10 protein-coding genes and 2 pseudogenes are annotated in these 16,733 nt (G+C 57.9%); 5 read left to right on the plus strand and 7 right to left on the minus strand.

The window, feature by feature from the left end; genetic code table 11:
- Positions 1-168: 168 nt before the first annotated feature.
- The 3 genes from ASC85_RS17395 to ASC85_RS17405 all read left to right on the plus strand — a co-directional run bounded on the left by ASC85_RS17395 (position 169) and on the right by ASC85_RS17405 (position 3,219).
- A complete protein-coding gene (locus ASC85_RS17395; RefSeq protein ID WP_057450641.1) occupies positions 169-486 on the plus strand; it encodes a helix-turn-helix domain-containing protein in 318 nt (105 codons plus the stop codon).
- Positions 479-1,765 (plus strand): type II toxin-antitoxin system HipA family toxin, encoded by a 1,287-nt coding sequence (locus ASC85_RS17400; RefSeq protein ID WP_057450642.1) that lies wholly within the window; start codon positions 479-481, stop codon positions 1,763-1,765. Before ASC85_RS17395 ends, ASC85_RS17400 begins: the two co-directional genes overlap by 8 nt.
- A 410-nt stretch (positions 1,766-2,175) precedes the next feature.
- Complete coding sequence (locus tag ASC85_RS17405; RefSeq protein WP_082534403.1) at positions 2,176-3,219, plus strand: NAD-dependent epimerase/dehydratase family protein; 1,044 nt, start codon at positions 2,176-2,178, stop codon at positions 3,217-3,219.
- A gap of 13 nt (positions 3,220-3,232) precedes the next feature.
- Here ASC85_RS17405 and ASC85_RS31335 read toward each other — a convergent pair.
- The 7 genes and pseudogenes from ASC85_RS31335 to ASC85_RS17430 all read right to left on the minus strand — a co-directional run.
- Positions 3,233-3,541 (minus strand): annotated as a pseudogene (locus ASC85_RS31335) (MerR family transcriptional regulator); the annotation flags it as partial.
- Between the two features lie 3 nt (positions 3,542-3,544).
- Positions 3,545-3,747: pseudogene (locus ASC85_RS31340) on the minus strand (hypothetical protein); the annotation flags it as partial.
- A gap of 478 nt (positions 3,748-4,225) precedes the next feature.
- Entirely contained in the window at positions 4,226-7,330 is a 3,105-nt protein-coding gene (locus ASC85_RS17410; RefSeq protein ID WP_057450643.1) for an ATP-binding protein, read from the minus strand.
- Complete coding sequence (locus tag ASC85_RS17415; RefSeq protein WP_057450644.1) at positions 7,327-9,138, minus strand: trypsin-like serine peptidase; 1,812 nt, start codon at positions 9,136-9,138, stop codon at positions 7,327-7,329. Before ASC85_RS17415 ends, ASC85_RS17410 begins: the two co-directional genes overlap by 4 nt.
- Positions 9,135-10,220: a trypsin-like serine peptidase gene (locus ASC85_RS17420; RefSeq protein WP_236712374.1), complete on the minus strand. Its 1,086-nt coding sequence runs from the start codon at positions 10,218-10,220 to the stop codon at positions 9,135-9,137. The genes ASC85_RS17415 and ASC85_RS17420 overlap by 4 nt, the downstream gene beginning before the upstream one ends.
- A complete protein-coding gene (locus ASC85_RS17425) occupies positions 10,217-11,587 on the minus strand; it encodes a lipase/acyltransferase domain-containing protein (protein ID WP_057450646.1) in 1,371 nt (456 codons plus the stop codon). The genes ASC85_RS17420 and ASC85_RS17425 overlap by 4 nt, the downstream gene beginning before the upstream one ends.
- A gap of 760 nt (positions 11,588-12,347) precedes the next feature.
- Positions 12,348-13,262 carry a LysR family transcriptional regulator gene (locus ASC85_RS17430; RefSeq protein ID WP_057450647.1) on the minus strand — a complete coding sequence of 305 codons (915 nt, stop codon included), beginning with the start codon at positions 13,260-13,262 and terminating at the stop codon, positions 12,348-12,350.
- Between the two features lie 257 nt (positions 13,263-13,519).
- Between ASC85_RS17430 and ASC85_RS17435 the strand changes: the two genes are divergently transcribed.
- Both ASC85_RS17435 and ASC85_RS17440 read left to right on the plus strand, forming a co-directional pair.
- Positions 13,520-14,545, plus strand: coding sequence for a zinc-dependent alcohol dehydrogenase family protein (locus ASC85_RS17435; protein ID WP_003202189.1), 1,026 nt, complete (start codon positions 13,520-13,522; stop codon positions 14,543-14,545).
- Positions 14,546-15,225: 680 nt separating this feature from the next.
- On the plus strand, positions 15,226-16,716 hold the full coding sequence (locus ASC85_RS17440) for a hypothetical protein (protein WP_057450648.1): 1,491 nt from the start codon (positions 15,226-15,228) through the stop codon (positions 16,714-16,716).
- The last annotated feature ends 17 nt before the right edge of the window (positions 16,717-16,733 follow it).

The following is a 16,733-nucleotide window of genomic DNA, read 5'->3' on the forward strand; positions in this document are numbered from 1 at the left end:
AGTTCTCCATTTTTTGCTTTTTATGATAGGTAAATCCGTTAAATTGTGGCTATAGCTAGAAATTAGTCGATAAGACACAGGTTTGGGGAATTAAGTCGATTGATAGGGGTGGGTGTTAATTCTATAATTTTGTGGATTAACTGGCATGCAATTGGTTTGGTGCACACTATGTTGGATTTAAGCTTCAGCAAGCCGAGTGAGATCGTCAAGCGCCTCTGCGAGCGCCTGCGCACAGAGCGCTTGGCGCTGGACATGACACAAGCCGACTTGGCCGGGCGTGCCGGCATCGGCACCAACACCGTGTCCAACCTTGAAGCCGGGCGCAATGTCGGGTTCGAGAACGTGGTCCGGGTGGCGATGGTCCTTGGCCGAACCAAGGAACTCGAAGGCCTGTTCCTGCCAAAGCTGGAAAGCATCGAGGACATTCGGCGCTATGAAAACAGCGCCAATCGTCTCCGTACAAAGAGGAAACCCGGCAATGCTTGAGCAGGTGAACGTCTTCTACGAAGGCTGGGGTGAGCGATGGCAATGGGGCACGCTGGTTTCCACGACCGCCCTGACCGGTCGCCCGCTGATCGTGTTCGAGTACAGCAATGAAGCCAGGCAAAGGGGCTTGGAGCTGTCCTCCTACACGCTGCCGTTGGAGGGGACTCAGTTGCGCCGGGATTTTCCAGACCACCAACTGTACTTGCCAGGGCCTGTTTACGACTCGTTGCCTGATGGGTGGGGCATGATGCTGATGGACCGTATGTTCAGGCGGCGCGGGCTCACCACGGCGCGCATCGGTCCACTGGAACGGCTGGCCTACATCGGTAGCAATGCGATGGGGGCCATGACGTTTGAGCCCGTGGCACCCGAAGGGCAGGAATCTGAAGTCCACATCCCGCTGGAACAGCTTGCCGCCGAAGTGCGGGAAGTGCTCCACGGCGACGGTGGCGAGTTCCTGCAGACGTTGCTGCTGGTGGGTGGCTCGCCTCAAGGTGCAAGGCCTAAGGCCCTCGTCTATCGCGATCCCGAATCTGGCGGGTTCACCACTGCCGTCACGCCGGGCTTTGAAGCATGGTTGATAAAATTCCCGGCCAAAGAAGAACATGCCGAGGTGTGCGCTATCGAAATGGTCTATGCCGAATGCTTGCGCATGTGCGGTATCGAGACCGCTGACACGCAGTACTTCAGTCTGCCTGATGGGTTGGCAGCGTTTGCCAGCAAGCGCTTTGACCGCCATGCTGGTCTGCGCGTACCCATGCAAAGCCTCGCGGCCTTTACGGGGGCAAATTACCGGTCTCCTGGGGTGTTGGACTACGTCAACTTCTTGCGGGCAACACAGATGTGTACCAACGATGTGCGAGAGATGGCGGTGGCCTTCGAACGTGCCGTCTTCAATGTTGCGTTCAACAACAGAGACGACCATCCCAAGAACTTCGCCTACATCATGTCGCAAGACGGTCAGTGGAGACTGTCACCGGCTTACGATGTGACATTCTGCGAGGGGCCAGGTGGGTATCACCAGATGGATGTAATGGGGGAAGCCCTGTCGATTTCCCGCACGCAAATGCTTCGGCTTGCCGAGGAAGCCGAAGTGCCCCCGGACGTTGCTGGCAGAATGATTGACGGCATTTGTGATGTGGCGAGCCGGTTTGCAGCCATCGCCGAGGACCTGTACCCACAGGCTATTACCCAAGACACCTTGTGCATGATCCAAGGCCGCATCGATCAGAATGTAGCTCGATTGCACCACGGTCACGCGGGCAGCGGTCGTCGTTGAAGGTCGGGAGTAGAGGGCGTCTTTCATCATCGATGCTGCGGTGTGCTTCGAGCACGTAGGTTCCGTGCTGTTGGTGTTTGGTCTATTAAAAGGCAGAAATGATCAGATAAACAGCCTGCCCTAAGACGCCTAAAGACTCTCAGGATCGCCAAAAAAGTATTTTGCCTGAGCTCTAGGACGGTTGTTTCAGGTGGAAAAAAAGAGTTATGCCCCCATTTTTTGCCCCCACGTGCACCCGCTGTGCTAGCGATCGCGAATGGCGATTTCTGATAACACCAATGTGGCTTTGGCTGGCTTTCAGTGGACTTCTTTCCACGCCGTGTCATCTGGGTACTTGACTCTGTCCCATGGGACACCTCGTATGCTTTTTTCCAGCGCCCACTCTGGCGCGCTGCCAACAAGGAGCTCCTGTGAAAGGTTTATGTCTGGTGACAGGTGCCAACGGCCATCTGGGCAACACCTTGCTGCGAGCGCTGCTCGATCAGGGCTATCGGGTCCGAGCCGGCGTTCGGGACATCTGTAACCACACACCCTTTGTCGGGCTGGACTGCGAATTGGTGTATGCCGACCTGCTAGACAGTGCGGCCTTGGACAAGGCGCTGGAGGGTGTGCAGGTGCTGTTTCAAGTGGCCGCCGTGTTCAAACACTGGGCTCGCAACCCGGAGGCCGAGATTGTCGAGCCGAATATTCAAGGCACGCGGCGTGTGCTGCAAGCCGCTTCACGGGCGGGGGTGCAGCGTGTGGTCTACGTCAGTTCGGTGGCCGCCGTCGGTCATGATGGTACGGCGCTGGATGAGGCGCACTGGAATACGGAAAGCGAAAACGCCTACTACAAATCGAAGATTCTCTCCGAGCAGGCGGCCTGGCAGTGCGCTGAGACGTTGAGGTTGAACATGGTGTCGGTATTACCTTCGGCCATGGTTGGCCCCAACGCTGGTCACCTCACCGATACCATGGGATTTCTTCAGTCGGTTCGCCAGCGGCAGATGCCCTTTGACCCGGGGTTTCGTTTCAACTTCGTGGATGTTCGCGATGTGGCCGAGGGGATGATACTCGCCGCCGAAAAGGGGCGGCCAGGGCAGCGCTATATCCTGGCCAATGAGCGTTCGTCGCCGCTTAGCGATTTGATCGAGGCCGCCAACACCCAAGCGCCCGGGTATCGCCAGCCTGCTTCAGCACCACGTTGGTTACTGCTGGGCGTGGCGTGGTTCCAGGAACGCTGGGCGCAACGAGTTGGCAAACCCGCCCAGTTACTCTTGAGCCAGGTGCGCCTGTTTCACAACGTGGCGCAGGAATACGACATCACCAAGGCGAAAAACGAATTGGGATTCAACCCTCGGCCGCCTGAAGTTGCCTTGAGGCAAGCGTTTGCTTATCTGTACAGGCAGGCGCATCAACCTTATGAAGAGCTGCGACAGGGCGAGGCGCAAACATTGAGTTCATCTCGCTTTTAAGTTCAATCAAGTGAAGATCAAGCGCCTGCAGTTCTGCGATCCTGTCCTGGACCTGCTGGCGCTTATCGTCGACTGCCTGGTTGGCCAACGCCAGTGGAAATGACTTCAGTTTGTTTTTTGCGGCAATCAGCGGGTTCATCTCGGCCAGCTTGAACCCGGCAGTCTGCGCTTTGCGGATCAGGTGGACGATTTCCAAGTGATGAGCATTGTAGAGGCGATACCGCCCCTCACGCGCTGGCTCGCTGATCAGGCCCATTTGCTCGTACAGTCGAATGGCTTTTGGGGTGCAGCCGGTCAGTTCGGCGAGTCGTCCAATGAACATCTGTCAATTCCTTAAATGTCGAGGTTGGGCACAGTAGCCAATCATCAACGACTTCAGCTCGAAGTAATCATCAACGAATGCGCTGCCGAACTGCCGGCCTATCCCCGAGGATTTTTGCCGCCAAAAGGCTCCGCTGGGTCCAGGATCGTGCTGGCTTCGATGGCGGGCACCATGCGCAGGGCTTTGCTCCCTAATGGAGCAATCCACTGGAGGTGAATGGAGCTCCATGGTTTGTGGAAAGGCAGAAATGATCAGATAAACAGCCCGCTAGACGACGCCTAAAGACTCTCAGGGTCGCGCTGAAAAACATTTTGACTGGGCTCTAGGACGATAGTTACAGAGCAAATTTTTTGACCTATGCCCCCAGTTTTGCCCCCAGTCACGGCGGGTGCGCGGGCGATCGCGATGGGCGATTTCTGACGCGGACCGGGGTGGTTGTCGCTGGCTCTCAGTGTACGTTAGTCACGGACCGAACGGGAAATGCCTGGTTGCTATGATGGGATCGACTCCCGAAAGCGGCGCAACCTTAGGTGCCGAAGGTGTTCGGGGGACCGATGATCTGCATCGTCTGCTATCGACCCGATCGGTCTGGCGGAGGTCAGCGTTCGGCCCAAAGCTACTGAGGAATGTTCAGGCTAGACCGGGGAGGCATTACAAATGCCTCTCAGGTCACACTTTGATTTATCAGAAGCTTGGTCCCAGAAACCTCTCAGGCTTCGGCGGGAAGGACGAGCCCTCGAGCATTTCGACCTGTCGCCAGGCTTGCGCTAGTTGATGGAACTGTCTCGAAGACGCCCCTGTGCAGATGTGTTCGAACATGGAGCAAACCTCGCTGGCCAAGTGCATACGTCCGAGCCACTCGACGAAAGGGAACAGCACCCGATTGCCGCTGTCTTTCCAGAGTTTGGTCAACCACACATCGGATTTGAGTTTCGCAGGCTTGTCCTGCACCTTGGCAAATATCTTGTTGAAGTGCTGGTAGACGGTCTGACGCTGAGCGGGATCGGCCAAGGCTGCACGGATCAGATGTCGGGTTGGCGTGCGTAATTCACCCATCAGGCCGGATAGCAGATCGTTGGGACTAAACCCCGCGATAATGAAAAAACCTAACCGGTTGGCCTGGCATTGGGTGATTGCGTCGGCCAGCTGGCGAGTGTAGAGGGGAACCTCCTCCAGTTCGATATCCTGCGACCGGATCTTTCGCAGACAAGTGCGCAGTTCATAGCTACCCGGCACTACATCGCACAGTCTGTCCAGCTTGGATAGCGAATGACTGTCCAACGACAACGCATCGCCGTGTACCACGAACGCGTCTTCACTGCCGGCGTGGCCCGCAGCCCACAAGAGTAGCCAGAGGCGAGCCTTTTCATAGGCAGCGAGCGGAGAGTCATCCGGCGTGTGCATCAAGAATGAGTACATCACTGCCCATTCCTGATCGACGTTCTTGCCTTGCTGCAAGGCGCCAATGCCCCAGGCGACCATCGCCCTGAGCCAACCTGCGGTGCGCAAGCCACGTCGTTGCTCAAGTGTGCGTAGTATTTCCGATGGCTTGGGAATGCTGAGGAATTCCTGGCGCCACAGTTGGAGGAAAGAACTGACTGCGAAGGCATGTTGATGGTGTTCGCGGCTGCTGGACGGAATGCCTCGGAAGGCCTTGTCGAATTTTGCAAGCTTCTTTGTCGCTGCGGGGGCATCCCATTTGACCAGGTCATGCTGCGCCGTTAGCCACCATACCGGCGCGAAACCCGGTGTCGACAATGCCAGGGCTTGCTCAGGGCAGTCGGCATCGATTAGCGTCCAAGCGAATTCCGCGGTTGCCACCCGGCCTAGTTCGCCTGGCAGCACAGCGAGATCTTCCGGCAATGGTGGCATCTGGCAATAAGCGCGCGCCAGCGCCGCAGCGTAGGGTGTCAGTTCGGCAAAGTCGCCAGCCATGGCCTGCTTGACCAGAGGTTGCTCCTGCTGGTCCAGTTGGTTCGGGCTCTGCAACGTCATCAAACGGTGGTAGACGATTTCCTGGCTAGCCTGTTCGATAGACAGATCTGGGTCGCACCCCTCAAGAAGGTATTCGATGACTTCGCGGTGCAACATTTGCGCTAGTGGTCCCAGCAGCGGATCCTTGCGCAGTAATTCCAGCGTAACCTTGCGCAGATCTTTACGATGACGCACCAGCCGTTCCGATTGCTCATCCACCAACCAAGCTTGTTGCCTGAGGCGTTTGAACAGCGTCTCCACCTCATCATGACCTAGCTCCGCACCCAATACATTTGGCGCTAGTACGTCTTGCAACAGCCCCGGCGTAACTACTCGCAAGATCAAACCCGGATAGGCCAATTTGCGCAGCGGATCGCTTTCGCCGATGCCAATACGATTGAGAATGCGAGAATAAAGAACGCCTTGGCCAAGCGCTTTGTCGAGCCCAACAGCTTCTTTCACGAAGCCCTCGATGTGCTCGGGATGGGCCGTGAGATACCGGCCCACCAATCGCAACACCAAGGGATTACCGTCCAGTACCTTGGCCACCCTCAATGCCGTGGCACGGTCAAGACCTTCGCGTATCAGTAGCGCACAGGCATGATGCGACGCCAGAGGTTTCAGGTCGAATCGCGCTGCGGCCCAGCCAAACAGAGGTTGCGCCATATTTTCTGCGGCACGTCCGGCAACCAGCACACGCATGCCCTGCATGCCGTAGTCGTTCCAGGCGATGTCCAGCCATTCGGCTAGCGCCCGCACGGCCTGGTTGCTGCGGCCTGCAAGCATTTCGAAAGTATCGAGTATCAGCAGTATCGGGCGTTCGTTCAGTTGGAACTGATTGATGATCGATCTGGCTGATGAGCTGCTTTCCATGCTCGAAGACAAAGCATGTTCCCGAGTCGAGCCCATGTCATATCGGCCTCCAGTTCGTTCGCGGAAAGCGCGCTTGAGATGGCTTCTGAATTCGCTGAGCGAACCTTGTGCATCGGGCAGATAGCGGGTGAGCTGCCGCGTTAACTCCAAGGATAAGCCAGGCCCTTCGGGGTCGAGGGACGGTCGGTCGAAATCGAAATGGACGACTGGCATGGGGGGGTGGAGGGCTGAAAGCGCCTGGGTCAGCGCGGCGAGCAGGCTAGACTTTCCAATCCCTCCTTCACCACTAATGATTTTGATGCAGCGTGCACTCTGAGGATCGGATGCAAAAAACTGCAGATCACGCAGTTCGTCCTCTCGACCGATCAGGCCGTCGCCTAACAAGGTCTGCAGTTCCTGCTCGCGGGTGCGATTAGCGATTTCGCCTTGGACCAGCCGTGCGTCGGGCATCTCGATCTGCACATCTGCACTGGGCAATGCCTGAAACCATCCTGCTACCACTGCAAGTGATCGCAGTTCGACAGTGGATAGCTTCGACAATTGTGGCTGCCAACCACACAGTAGTTGGGCTGCGAATTGGCCTTCGAGGTCATTCTTGGCGGGCTTGTAATGCTCCAGCACCTTGCTCGTCAGCCCTTTGTCGGCCATTAGCGCACCTAGAGTCTGGCGCCGGGGGCCGATGAATAAGCGTCGGTACAGGTTCCCCGTGTCGCTGACCAGTTCCGAGATATCGGTCAGGTGAGCCACCAGCGCCTCGCGTTCGACAGGTGCAACTAGGCGCGCCACTTGACTGAGATCAAAAACATTGGCCAGGGCAATATTGGCAACTAGCTCCCGTGACTTGGCGCTGAAGGTCGTATGGCCAGGTGCCCGCTGGGCGGCCAAGCGCTCGTCGAGCGCGGCGAGGCGCTTGCCGAGTGCGTCTTCGTCGGAGACAGTCATTGGGACCTCATATTTTCGAGGAAAAGGCCGCAGGTCGTGGCTGTGCGATGCAGATCGAAACTGGCAGGCAGGCTGTCGTTCAGCACTTGATAGCGCTTGCTCAACACCTTGCGATAGTTGATGTTGGGTATGCCCGCGAACGCTTTTCCCATGTACTGTGAGAATCTTTCGGGGGTTAGTTCGGGCAGTTCCTGCTCGCTCCAATACGCAGCCGAAGCTCTGGGCGTGGTGCCGTCATAGCCGAGCAGTACAACGCGTAGCCAGCTGTAGCCTGCGAGTGCTTCATAGAGCAACTCTAGGCATTCGCGAAGGGTATTGCCGTCACCCAGCGGCACATGGCTGGCGTCCGGGCGTTTCAAGTCATCAAGTAACAACCATACGTGGCGATCCATGCGAGCTCGGTCAAGCCGGGTCAACAGCTCGGGAACCAAGGTGTTACGTAGGTAGGCTACAGCGGTGGTTTCACCGCGCAAAGGGGTGAAGGGAGGGGGCTCGTTCACTCCCGCAGCTTCCAACAACCGCAATGCGAATTCCTCTGCATCAAGGGCATGGATGTCCAACGCGGACAGGCGGACCACCCGGTGCTGGTCAGGCGGAAGCAGTGCCTTGATGAGGTCTGCGGTAAATGTCATACCTGCGGGCATACGCATGCACGGGCGTACAACCAGTCCCCGCCGAGAGTCGCCAGTACACGCCTCGCGAAGCCACGCGAGAGTCTGCTCGCGGTCGACGATCGGGTGTGGGAACCCATCCGAGTCATCGAAGCTGTAAGGCCAGTTCGATGGTAAGGTCACAGGTAACTGTGCAATGGTGGCAGCGACCTGATCAATGGCGGTGGCAACGTTGCTGGCGGGCTCCGCGCCGAGCACTTCGCCAGTGTGCACCCCGACTACCTTGAAATTGACGTCGAAGCAGGGTGCGCCTGAACTACCAGGCTCGGAGTTGACCGAATGCTGGAAGAGCATGGGGGCCACATGCAGTGCAGTGACCTTTCCTTGCTGGTGACACATCGCTTGCCCTTCGGGATGCTGTACTACTAGTACATAGTCTTCGCGATACGGCAGGTTGGCACTCATCTCGATAGGCCGGGCCATAGGCAACGGCGCTTCAGCCAGTCGAAGAATGGCGTAATCCTGACCTGCGAGCCCATGTTCCACGATGCCATTGGGTTGTATCGCCGGTGAGCTGAGCGCAACGTTCCACTCTTCGGCCAGCATAAATTGGCGGGGTTTACGGCGTATCCGACGGCCACCGGAAAGGTCAAGTTTGTCATCGAAGCAGACCGTGACTCTGCACGGATCTGCTTCATCGGGCCTGCTCAAGTCGACCAAGGGACCATTCATTCGGGCCGAGGTGAGTACATGGCCTGCTGTCACCACCAGATCGGGGGGGACTAGCCATCCCGTACCTGCGTGCATGCCATCGATCTCGATTCGGCACACATAGTCGGAGACATGCAGCAGCCCCTTGGCATGCAGGGCACTGTTCAAGAAAGGGGAGGTTGCTTCGATCAACGCCTGGGCTTGGACCATCCAAGGCGATGCAGTCTGCTTCACTGCTTCATCGATAAACCCACGGGTTACGAGCCTTGCACTGACACAACCGGTGCAGAGCTCGCTCAGCCAGCCGCTCTTGCGGGCGTGTGCGAAACCTCTGGCCAGTCGCTCATGGCGCATATCATTGGCTTGAAACAAAGAGTCATAGTGTGCCTTGGCTTCACCACCTTGCTGCACAGCAAGAAAAAGCTCGGCAAACGCCTTCTCACCATCTACCACCAAATTGGCTAGGCGCAGATCCGCCTCATTCATGAGTAGGTCTCCAGTACCGCGCGTATGTCGTGGGCCAGGTTGTACTCGCCAGACCTGCCACCGAAATGCAGGCCTATGACCTGCCAGGTATCGTCCAGACCGATCACGCAGCCGCCGGAGTTGCCGCCGAGAGTCGATGCGTCGTGACTGAAGCAGCGCGGTGGCTGGCTGTCGCCGGGCACCTGGCCAAGCGAGTCACCCACTAGCCCGGGCGAGAGGCGTTTGACGTCAAAAACGCCTTTGAACAATTTGAAGAGAGCCTTGGGGTCTTCCATGCCAAACGATGGTTTAGCCGGAAAGCCAATGGTCACCACTGGCGCGCCTGGCTTAAAGACCTGTGCATCAGAATCCTCAAAGACTTGCAGCGCAGTGGGTAATCGATGGTTCGCGCACGCCTGAATCTCGATCAAGGCGAAATCCAGGTGCCGTGGCTCCCCCAGTTGTTGAATCAGCTCAGTACCGCATCGTACGACGGTCACCGGGCGGGCCAGTGCCGCCGGAACATGGGTGCGGTGGTACTCACCGCCAAAGTCGATGATCAGATCGTCCTTGAATCGCCATGTACCTGAGTCGTTAAGGACCGCCATCTCCTGCAAGACGTGGCGATTGGTAGCGAGCAAACCAGTCCCAATGAGAAAACCCGTACCAAGTGTCTGTACGGTGCCATTTGCCAGTGGCATGGCAATACGGGCGATCTTACTGAGCGCATCCCTTAACAAAGGCTTGCTCTTTGACAGGCGGCTGAGCCAACTGCCGATCAGTGGGTCATCGAAGTCAATGCTGTCGTTGCTAACCAGTAACGCCGGCCGCGAGCCGTCGGCCAGGATGATGGCCTCAATACCAACACGCATCGCCATCGTGAGAGTTCCGCTTTCAGTGTTTAGATAGTCGAGGCCCAAGCGAGCATTCTCGAGCAGTTTTCTGGCCTCAGGATCACCTTCATCAACCTGCGCGGCCAGGCGGGCGAGCGCCTGTTCGCGCGCGTGCTCACTCAGAGCATCCGCCACAAGACTTTCACCACCGTGCATATTCCCATGACAGCGCAGACGACTGCGCAGCTGTTTTGCTACGGTCATGTTCATGCCGTGGTAATCGCGAAGTGCAACGGTTCGCTTAGAACAGGCTGGCCTTTGAAACTGACTTCATACAGGCCAGGCACGAGGCCGTCGGACTCGATGATAAGGCTGAGGCGATCGAGCAGGGGGCCCGAGTAGTTGACTCTGTGCACTTGCGAAGGCTGTTTGGCACCTCCACGTGCGTCGACGAGTGATAGTTCACCCTCGATCCGATCAGTGCGCCCTTTCCCGTCAGCGGCTTTGAGGTTAAGGACTTCCAAGGTCACTTCGATCGGCTCACCTTGCTTGTAGACCGTGCGGTCAAGGGAGCCTGCGAGCCTTGGCTCGGCGCCAACACCCTCAATGACGGGACCGATATTCCCGCCAAGCAGGCGGAAGAAGGCACGGCGGAACGGTTCACCTTTAAATACTGTGGCATGCTCGTTGATTACTATCTGACGCTGACCAATGGTCGGTAATGAGCTGTACAGGGGAACTGTACCGTCACCGGCATCGTTGGTCTTGGTGATCACTGACTGGGAATGTTTTACTGGCTGTCCTGCAGTGTGGGTGACATTTATGCGGGTGACGGTCTGGTGGCCACTTCCTGCAAAGTAGAAGTAGCGCACCCCTTCTGGGCGATTGCCAATGGCGAGCATTTGATGCATCCGCTGCGCATTCGCCACGAGGTTCAAGTCCAGCCCCAAGTCCTTGGCCGCCTGTTGTTCGTAAATGTCGACGGCCCTGAGGTCTGCGCTGTTAAGAGCCCACACCGCGGCCTCGCCAGGTGCGGGCAGCAATTGGTAGGCTGAAGGATATCGCGGGTCGTTGGCGAGGCGCTTGACGTCTTCGGCGCTGACTCCGGCTGTGCTGTCCAGTCCGAAGATGCGCGCCAGTGCCAACGGCGCACCCAAATGTGGAGTACCCAAGGTTATCAGCTGAGTTATGCTGGCGAACCACGGCTGTTGTTGGTATTGGGTTTGTTCAAGTAGCAGTCGTGAGACCAGGCCGCCCATCGAGTGACCGACCAGCGTAACTCGGGCGCCTGGTTCCTGGCTATGCAGCGTTTCGAGGAGCTCGGCAAGCTTTTGCGCGGTATGAAAATTGTCTTGTCGCCAGTCATAACCGAACTCAATTCGGCGTTTACCTTGTGCGGATTGTTTGAACCCCAATTCGTCTAGGTGCTCGCGCAGCAGGCTGTAGAAGTTGTAGCAGGCAACCTTGTTGATGGGGTCACCAAATGTGAGATCGGGTCTGGTTAGCAGGTGCAGGCGTTTGTAACCTGTCACCACTTCGTAGGGTGTTGGTGGCCAGACCTCTTCTGGCTTGCCGTGCGAATCGGTCGTCAGCAGCGTAGTGCCCATGATGCCAGGAACTAGAATGACAATATCCACTTCAACCTCCTTGTCGGATTTCGAGCATTGCTTGCTCGGGGTAAAGTGAAGCTAGCTAAAGATCTGAATGATTGCAAATTGCCATTTTATGGCCATATCAACGCCGGTTCGTTGTTCGTAGCAGTGCTATGTTCTTGTCCCCCCTCAACCCGCGCCGCATACAGGTTCTCCTCCGCTACCAATTGCGCCAGCCGGTCACTGATCAACGCGATCATGGGTTGGGCTGATCTGACGGAGAGCATGAAGCAGCGGCTTTTCGATGATGGATGCAAGTGCGAGGTGATCTGGGATGATGTTTCGTGTGGTCACCTTGGTATGGGCGGTTCTGCCCTGTGACCTGACAAAGTGAGTGACAGCGCTGGGTACTGTGGATGCCGGCGTGGCTACTGGAACTAAAAGCGATTGAGGCAGGCGGACATCCGTACTCGCCGGGGCGACTATATGAGCAGGAGCGTCTTTTTACTCCTACGTAAATTAGCTCATACGTTAGTGATTTCCTGCGCTTCCCGCCATGCTCGTGCGAAGAGCTGCGACCAGGTCTTTTCATACAGATCGGGGCAACTATCACCTGTCTGCCAAGATGACTAGTCGAACGTGGCTGCAGGGGGCCCCATGACCGTTGAGAAGCTAGCGCAGTGCTCATGGGGCCGGTTAGCACGCAACGGATCGTTTCCCCGGAAGTGGTGTAACTCATGATCGCTCCGCCGTTTATCGCTACGAAGCGATCCAGCAAACAACCAATTCGACCGTCTAGATAAGGCTAGAGACTCTCAGGATCCCCAAAAAACATCTGAATCCGCGACCGCAACCAGCGCTCCCCAGGGTCGTTATCCTGGGAGCCGCGCCAGGCCATGTGCAGCTCGAAGCTGCGCACCGGTATGGGTGGGTCTTCGGCGCGTACGCCGCCGGCGGCGGTCAGCGCGTCGGCGGTGTAGTCGGGCACGGTGGCGATGATGTCGGTGTCCGACAGCAGGGTGCTCAGGCCGTTGAATTGCGGCACGGCCAGCACTACGTGGCGCTTGCGGTCGAGTTTCGCCAGCTCTTCATCGATGAAGCCGCTCAAGTCACCCGCGAAAGACACCAGGGCATGGGGACGAGCGCAGAATTCGTCCAGGGACAGTCGTCCCGGCGCGGTGTCGGCCCGCAATACTTTGGGCAAGCTGCGTCGCAAGACCTTGCGCTTGGCGTTGGCCGGCAGGTCGTCGGTGTAGCTGACGCCGATGGAAATTTCACCGGACGCCAGCAAACCGGGCATCAGAATGTAGTTGACCCGGCGCACCACCAGCACGATGCCGGGCGCTTCGGCGCGCAGGCGCTTGAGCAGCATCGGCAGCAGGGCGAATTCGGCGTCGTCCGACAGGCCGATGCGAAACACCGAGGTGCTGGTGGCCGGGTCGAATTCCGCCGCGCGGCTGACCGCCGTGGAAATCGAATCCAGGGCCGGCGATAGCAGGGCGAAGATCTCGACCGCCCGGGCCGAAGGCTCCATGCTGCGGCCGGTACGTACGAACAGCGGGTCATCGAACAGGCTGCGCAGGCGCGACAGCGCGGCGCTGATGGCCGGTTGGCCTAGGAACAGTTTCTCGGCCGCGCGAGTCACACTGCGTTCATGCATCAATGTTTCGAACACGATCAACAGGTTCAGATCGACACGCCGCAGGTCATTTCGATTCATCTGGGGTCCTGGCAGATTCGGCAAGCTTGACGTGAGCGGCCATATGGGAACAATGGCCGGCATGAATCTTACGGGGAAAGGCTGGTACTCTGCACCGGCTAATTGAGTTTTCTTAGGTTAAGTCCTACAGGATTGGTTGGTTTTTCTTACTGCGGAATCAATGACAGGCATGTCGACTATTAATAGCCACTGATGGTCTTGGGTACAAAGCCCGGATAGAGTTCATGGCATTAGAGGTTACTTTGACGAGGTTTGCGATGTCCCGCACGATCCGTTTTCACAAGTTTGGTGGTGCCGAGGTGCTCAAATGCGAAGAGCATGCGGCGGCTCTTCCTGCGCCAGGAGAAGTGCAGGTCCGTGTCGAAGCGATCGGCATCAGTTGGTACGACACCTTGTGGCGCCAGAACCTGGCGTCGTCCCAGGCGCGCCTGCCTTCGGGCCTGGGCCATGAAATGGCCGGCGTGGTAACGGCCGTCGGCGACGGCGTCGATGACTTGGCCGTGGGCGACAAGGTCGCCAGTTTCCCGGCCGAGAGCCCGAACGATTATCCGGTGTACGGTGAGGTCATCGTGCTGCCACGCACCGCGCTGACCCGTTATCCCGACGTGCTCAGCCCGATCGAAGCCGCCGTGCATTACACGCCGCTGCTGATCGCGTATTTCGCCTACATGGACCTGGCGCGGGTCAAGCCGGGGCAATTCGCCCTCGTCACCGATGCCAGTCATTGCGCCGGTCCTTCCTTCGTACAACTGGGCAAGGCCCTGGGTGTGCGGGTGATCGCGGCCACCAAGACGGCTGACGAGCGTGAGTACCTGTTGTCGCTGGGCGCCGAGAAGGTCATCGTCACCGAAGAGCAGGACTTGCTGATGCAAATCAACAAGCTCACCGACAACCGTGGCGTCGATGTGGTCTTCGACGGCCTCGGCGGGCCGCAGATGTCGCTGCTGGGTGACGTGCTGGCACCGCGTGGCAGCCTGGTGCTGTATGGCTTGCAGGGTGGCAACCAGACGCCGTTTCCAGCCTGCGCGGCGTTCCAGAAGAACATTCAGTTCTTTGTGCACTGCATCGGCAATTTCACTGGCAAGCCGGAACTGGGCATTCTCCAGGACCAGGTGGCCTTGCAACGAGCACTGCGCGATATCAATCAACTGACCGCCGACCGTGTGCTGTTGCCACTCAAGACTCGGGTCTTCCCATTCTCCGAGTTCGTCGAGGCTCACCGTTACATGGGCGAATGCCCTTGCCGTGAACGTGTTGCCCTTCAGGTCGTCGATCCGGCCTGAACCCTGTCTTGCGCAAGAGTCATCGCCCCGGGCTCTTGCGCTGCCTTCGCCCTGACCCCCCGTCCTTTCTTACGGCATCTCCTGCCTGGCGGTGCTGCGTTCATACCTCACCATCTCGCGCCTTGAATGGCCTGTCCCGGTTCGCTCAAGACTGAAACGGTCTGCCGATCAACATCTGAACTGGTTTTTGCCCTCAATCTGTATCTTCTAATCATTGTTTAAGTCTTGATAATTGAACGCTGATTTCCATATCAAGGAAGAAGTCGTGGTGCGGTATAACTTTTTCGAAGGTCTTCATCCTTCAAGATGCATTCAAGGGGTAACGAGCATTAATAGGTGCAGATATATCTATCGACCCTGGAGAAGGCAGGGCGGGGTAGACTGCCAATTAAAGTTCGGCAAGTTCTTTGTTTCTTGTACTCATTGTCTGTGGGACGTTGTCGGAATTCTCCTAGGACGTGCCGTTCGGTCGGTTAGGTCCCGTGTTTTCGGGGCTTTAGGCGGGAGTGTGAAGGGGCGTGAGCCTACTCTCGGTATATGTATCAAATAATTACGACAAGCAATGCTCGAGCGCATTGCTAATACTCTTTGAGTGCTAGAACAATCATCTAGACCAACACGTCGCGCAGTCACGTTGGTGCGGGTGCGACGCCGATAGTTGAATTTCCAGGTAAATGGCTATGAGTGCAATTCATGAGCAGGCAATGACTCACGTGTATCAACAGATACTGCAACGACTGTCAGGTTTTTATTCCCGGGCAGAACGTACCGCGTTGCAGCTTTTGATCCAGCGTTTAATTGTCGCCGCCGGAGGCATCGAGCGGATTGGCGATTACCGTGTGTTGACGGTCCAGAATGGGAGCAGGGAAAGTTTTTATGTGCTGACCGCCTTGCGGGCCGCGCAGCTGAGCATCGCGGGGCGACATCCGGTGACCTTCACCTTGCGCGTCGCCACGCCACGCCTGAGCGAAACTACCCAGGCGACGCTGGAAAACATCCACCGCTGCTACAGCGCGTTGTTTGTCTACGATGATCCCCGGGTCGAATTGCTGATGGCCGATAACCGCGAGGTATTGCCGTTCAATCACCGGCAGCCCCTGTCGGTGGCGGGGCACGAAGCCAATCGCATGGACCTGCTGGTCCTGGGGCACCTTCGCGCGGTCGACAGCCCCTTGGAGATTGGGGACGACGGCTACCTGGCGATGGCCGAATTCTATCGGCACATGGCCCGCTGGGAGTCGGGCGTGGATTCGTTGGTCAGCAGCGATACACCACGCCAGCAAAAACAATTCATATCGGGCCTTCGCCGCGCGACTCGCAAGATCGGCCTGCTGACCGAGCACGCCTGCGGTTTCGACAACCTCTTTGCCCACCTCGACGCCCTGGGCGGTGGTGTCTACCGGCATTTCTATGGGCCGGAGCGCCTCGATGCCTGGAAGCCCGAGGGTCACTTCGAGGCCTGCCGGCGAGTGGGTCACGTCGGCATCGACGACCTGATCGTCGATCGTTCGGAGGGAACCAACTGGCCGCTCTTCAACGAGTTCCTGCGGGTGCAGACTGAGGGGCTTGTGCCATCGGCGCCCGAAAACGAATACCTCAGTCCGCTGCTGTCGGCCCATTTGCACGGCCTGCAGGCCTGCTACCTGCACGGACGCAGCTATGAAACCGGCTACGGCGACTACGCGCAGCGGGCGATCATGATCATGCACCGCAAGCAATTGCCGGAACACGTCTGCGAACAGGCTCGGGCGCTGTTCGGCTCGCCGTCGTCGATTCCCGAGCGTCGTGCCTACGCCGCCCTTGAAGCGCAAAAGATCCTGGGGCTCAGCGAAACGCAACTGGTGTGCATGCTGTTCGCGCCCTTCGTGGGACAGGGCACGGGCCTGGAGCATTTCCTGCGTTGCTGCCATCCCGGCATGCTGGTGGCAATGCCGGACCTGCACAAGGCCATGCAGGGCGCGACCGTCGCCGATCAGGTAGCGCAGTGGATGGTCGATGTCAGCGGCTTGCCCATCGACATCCTTGGCAAGCTGTACCGGGCGAGTGTCTCACTGCCGGAACAAGCGGAAAGCGCCCCGGGCGCCGATCCGCAGCAGGCCAATGACGGCGTTGACGCTGCAGAAGGCGGATCGGCTGCCGATGGGTTGCACGAACGCTCGGCAAGGCATTGAGGAACGAGGTTTGACGG

The organism is Pseudomonas sp. Root401 (genome assembly GCF_001425105.1).
GTDB classification, from domain to species: Bacteria; Pseudomonadota; Gammaproteobacteria; order Pseudomonadales; family Pseudomonadaceae; genus Aquipseudomonas; species Aquipseudomonas brassicacearum.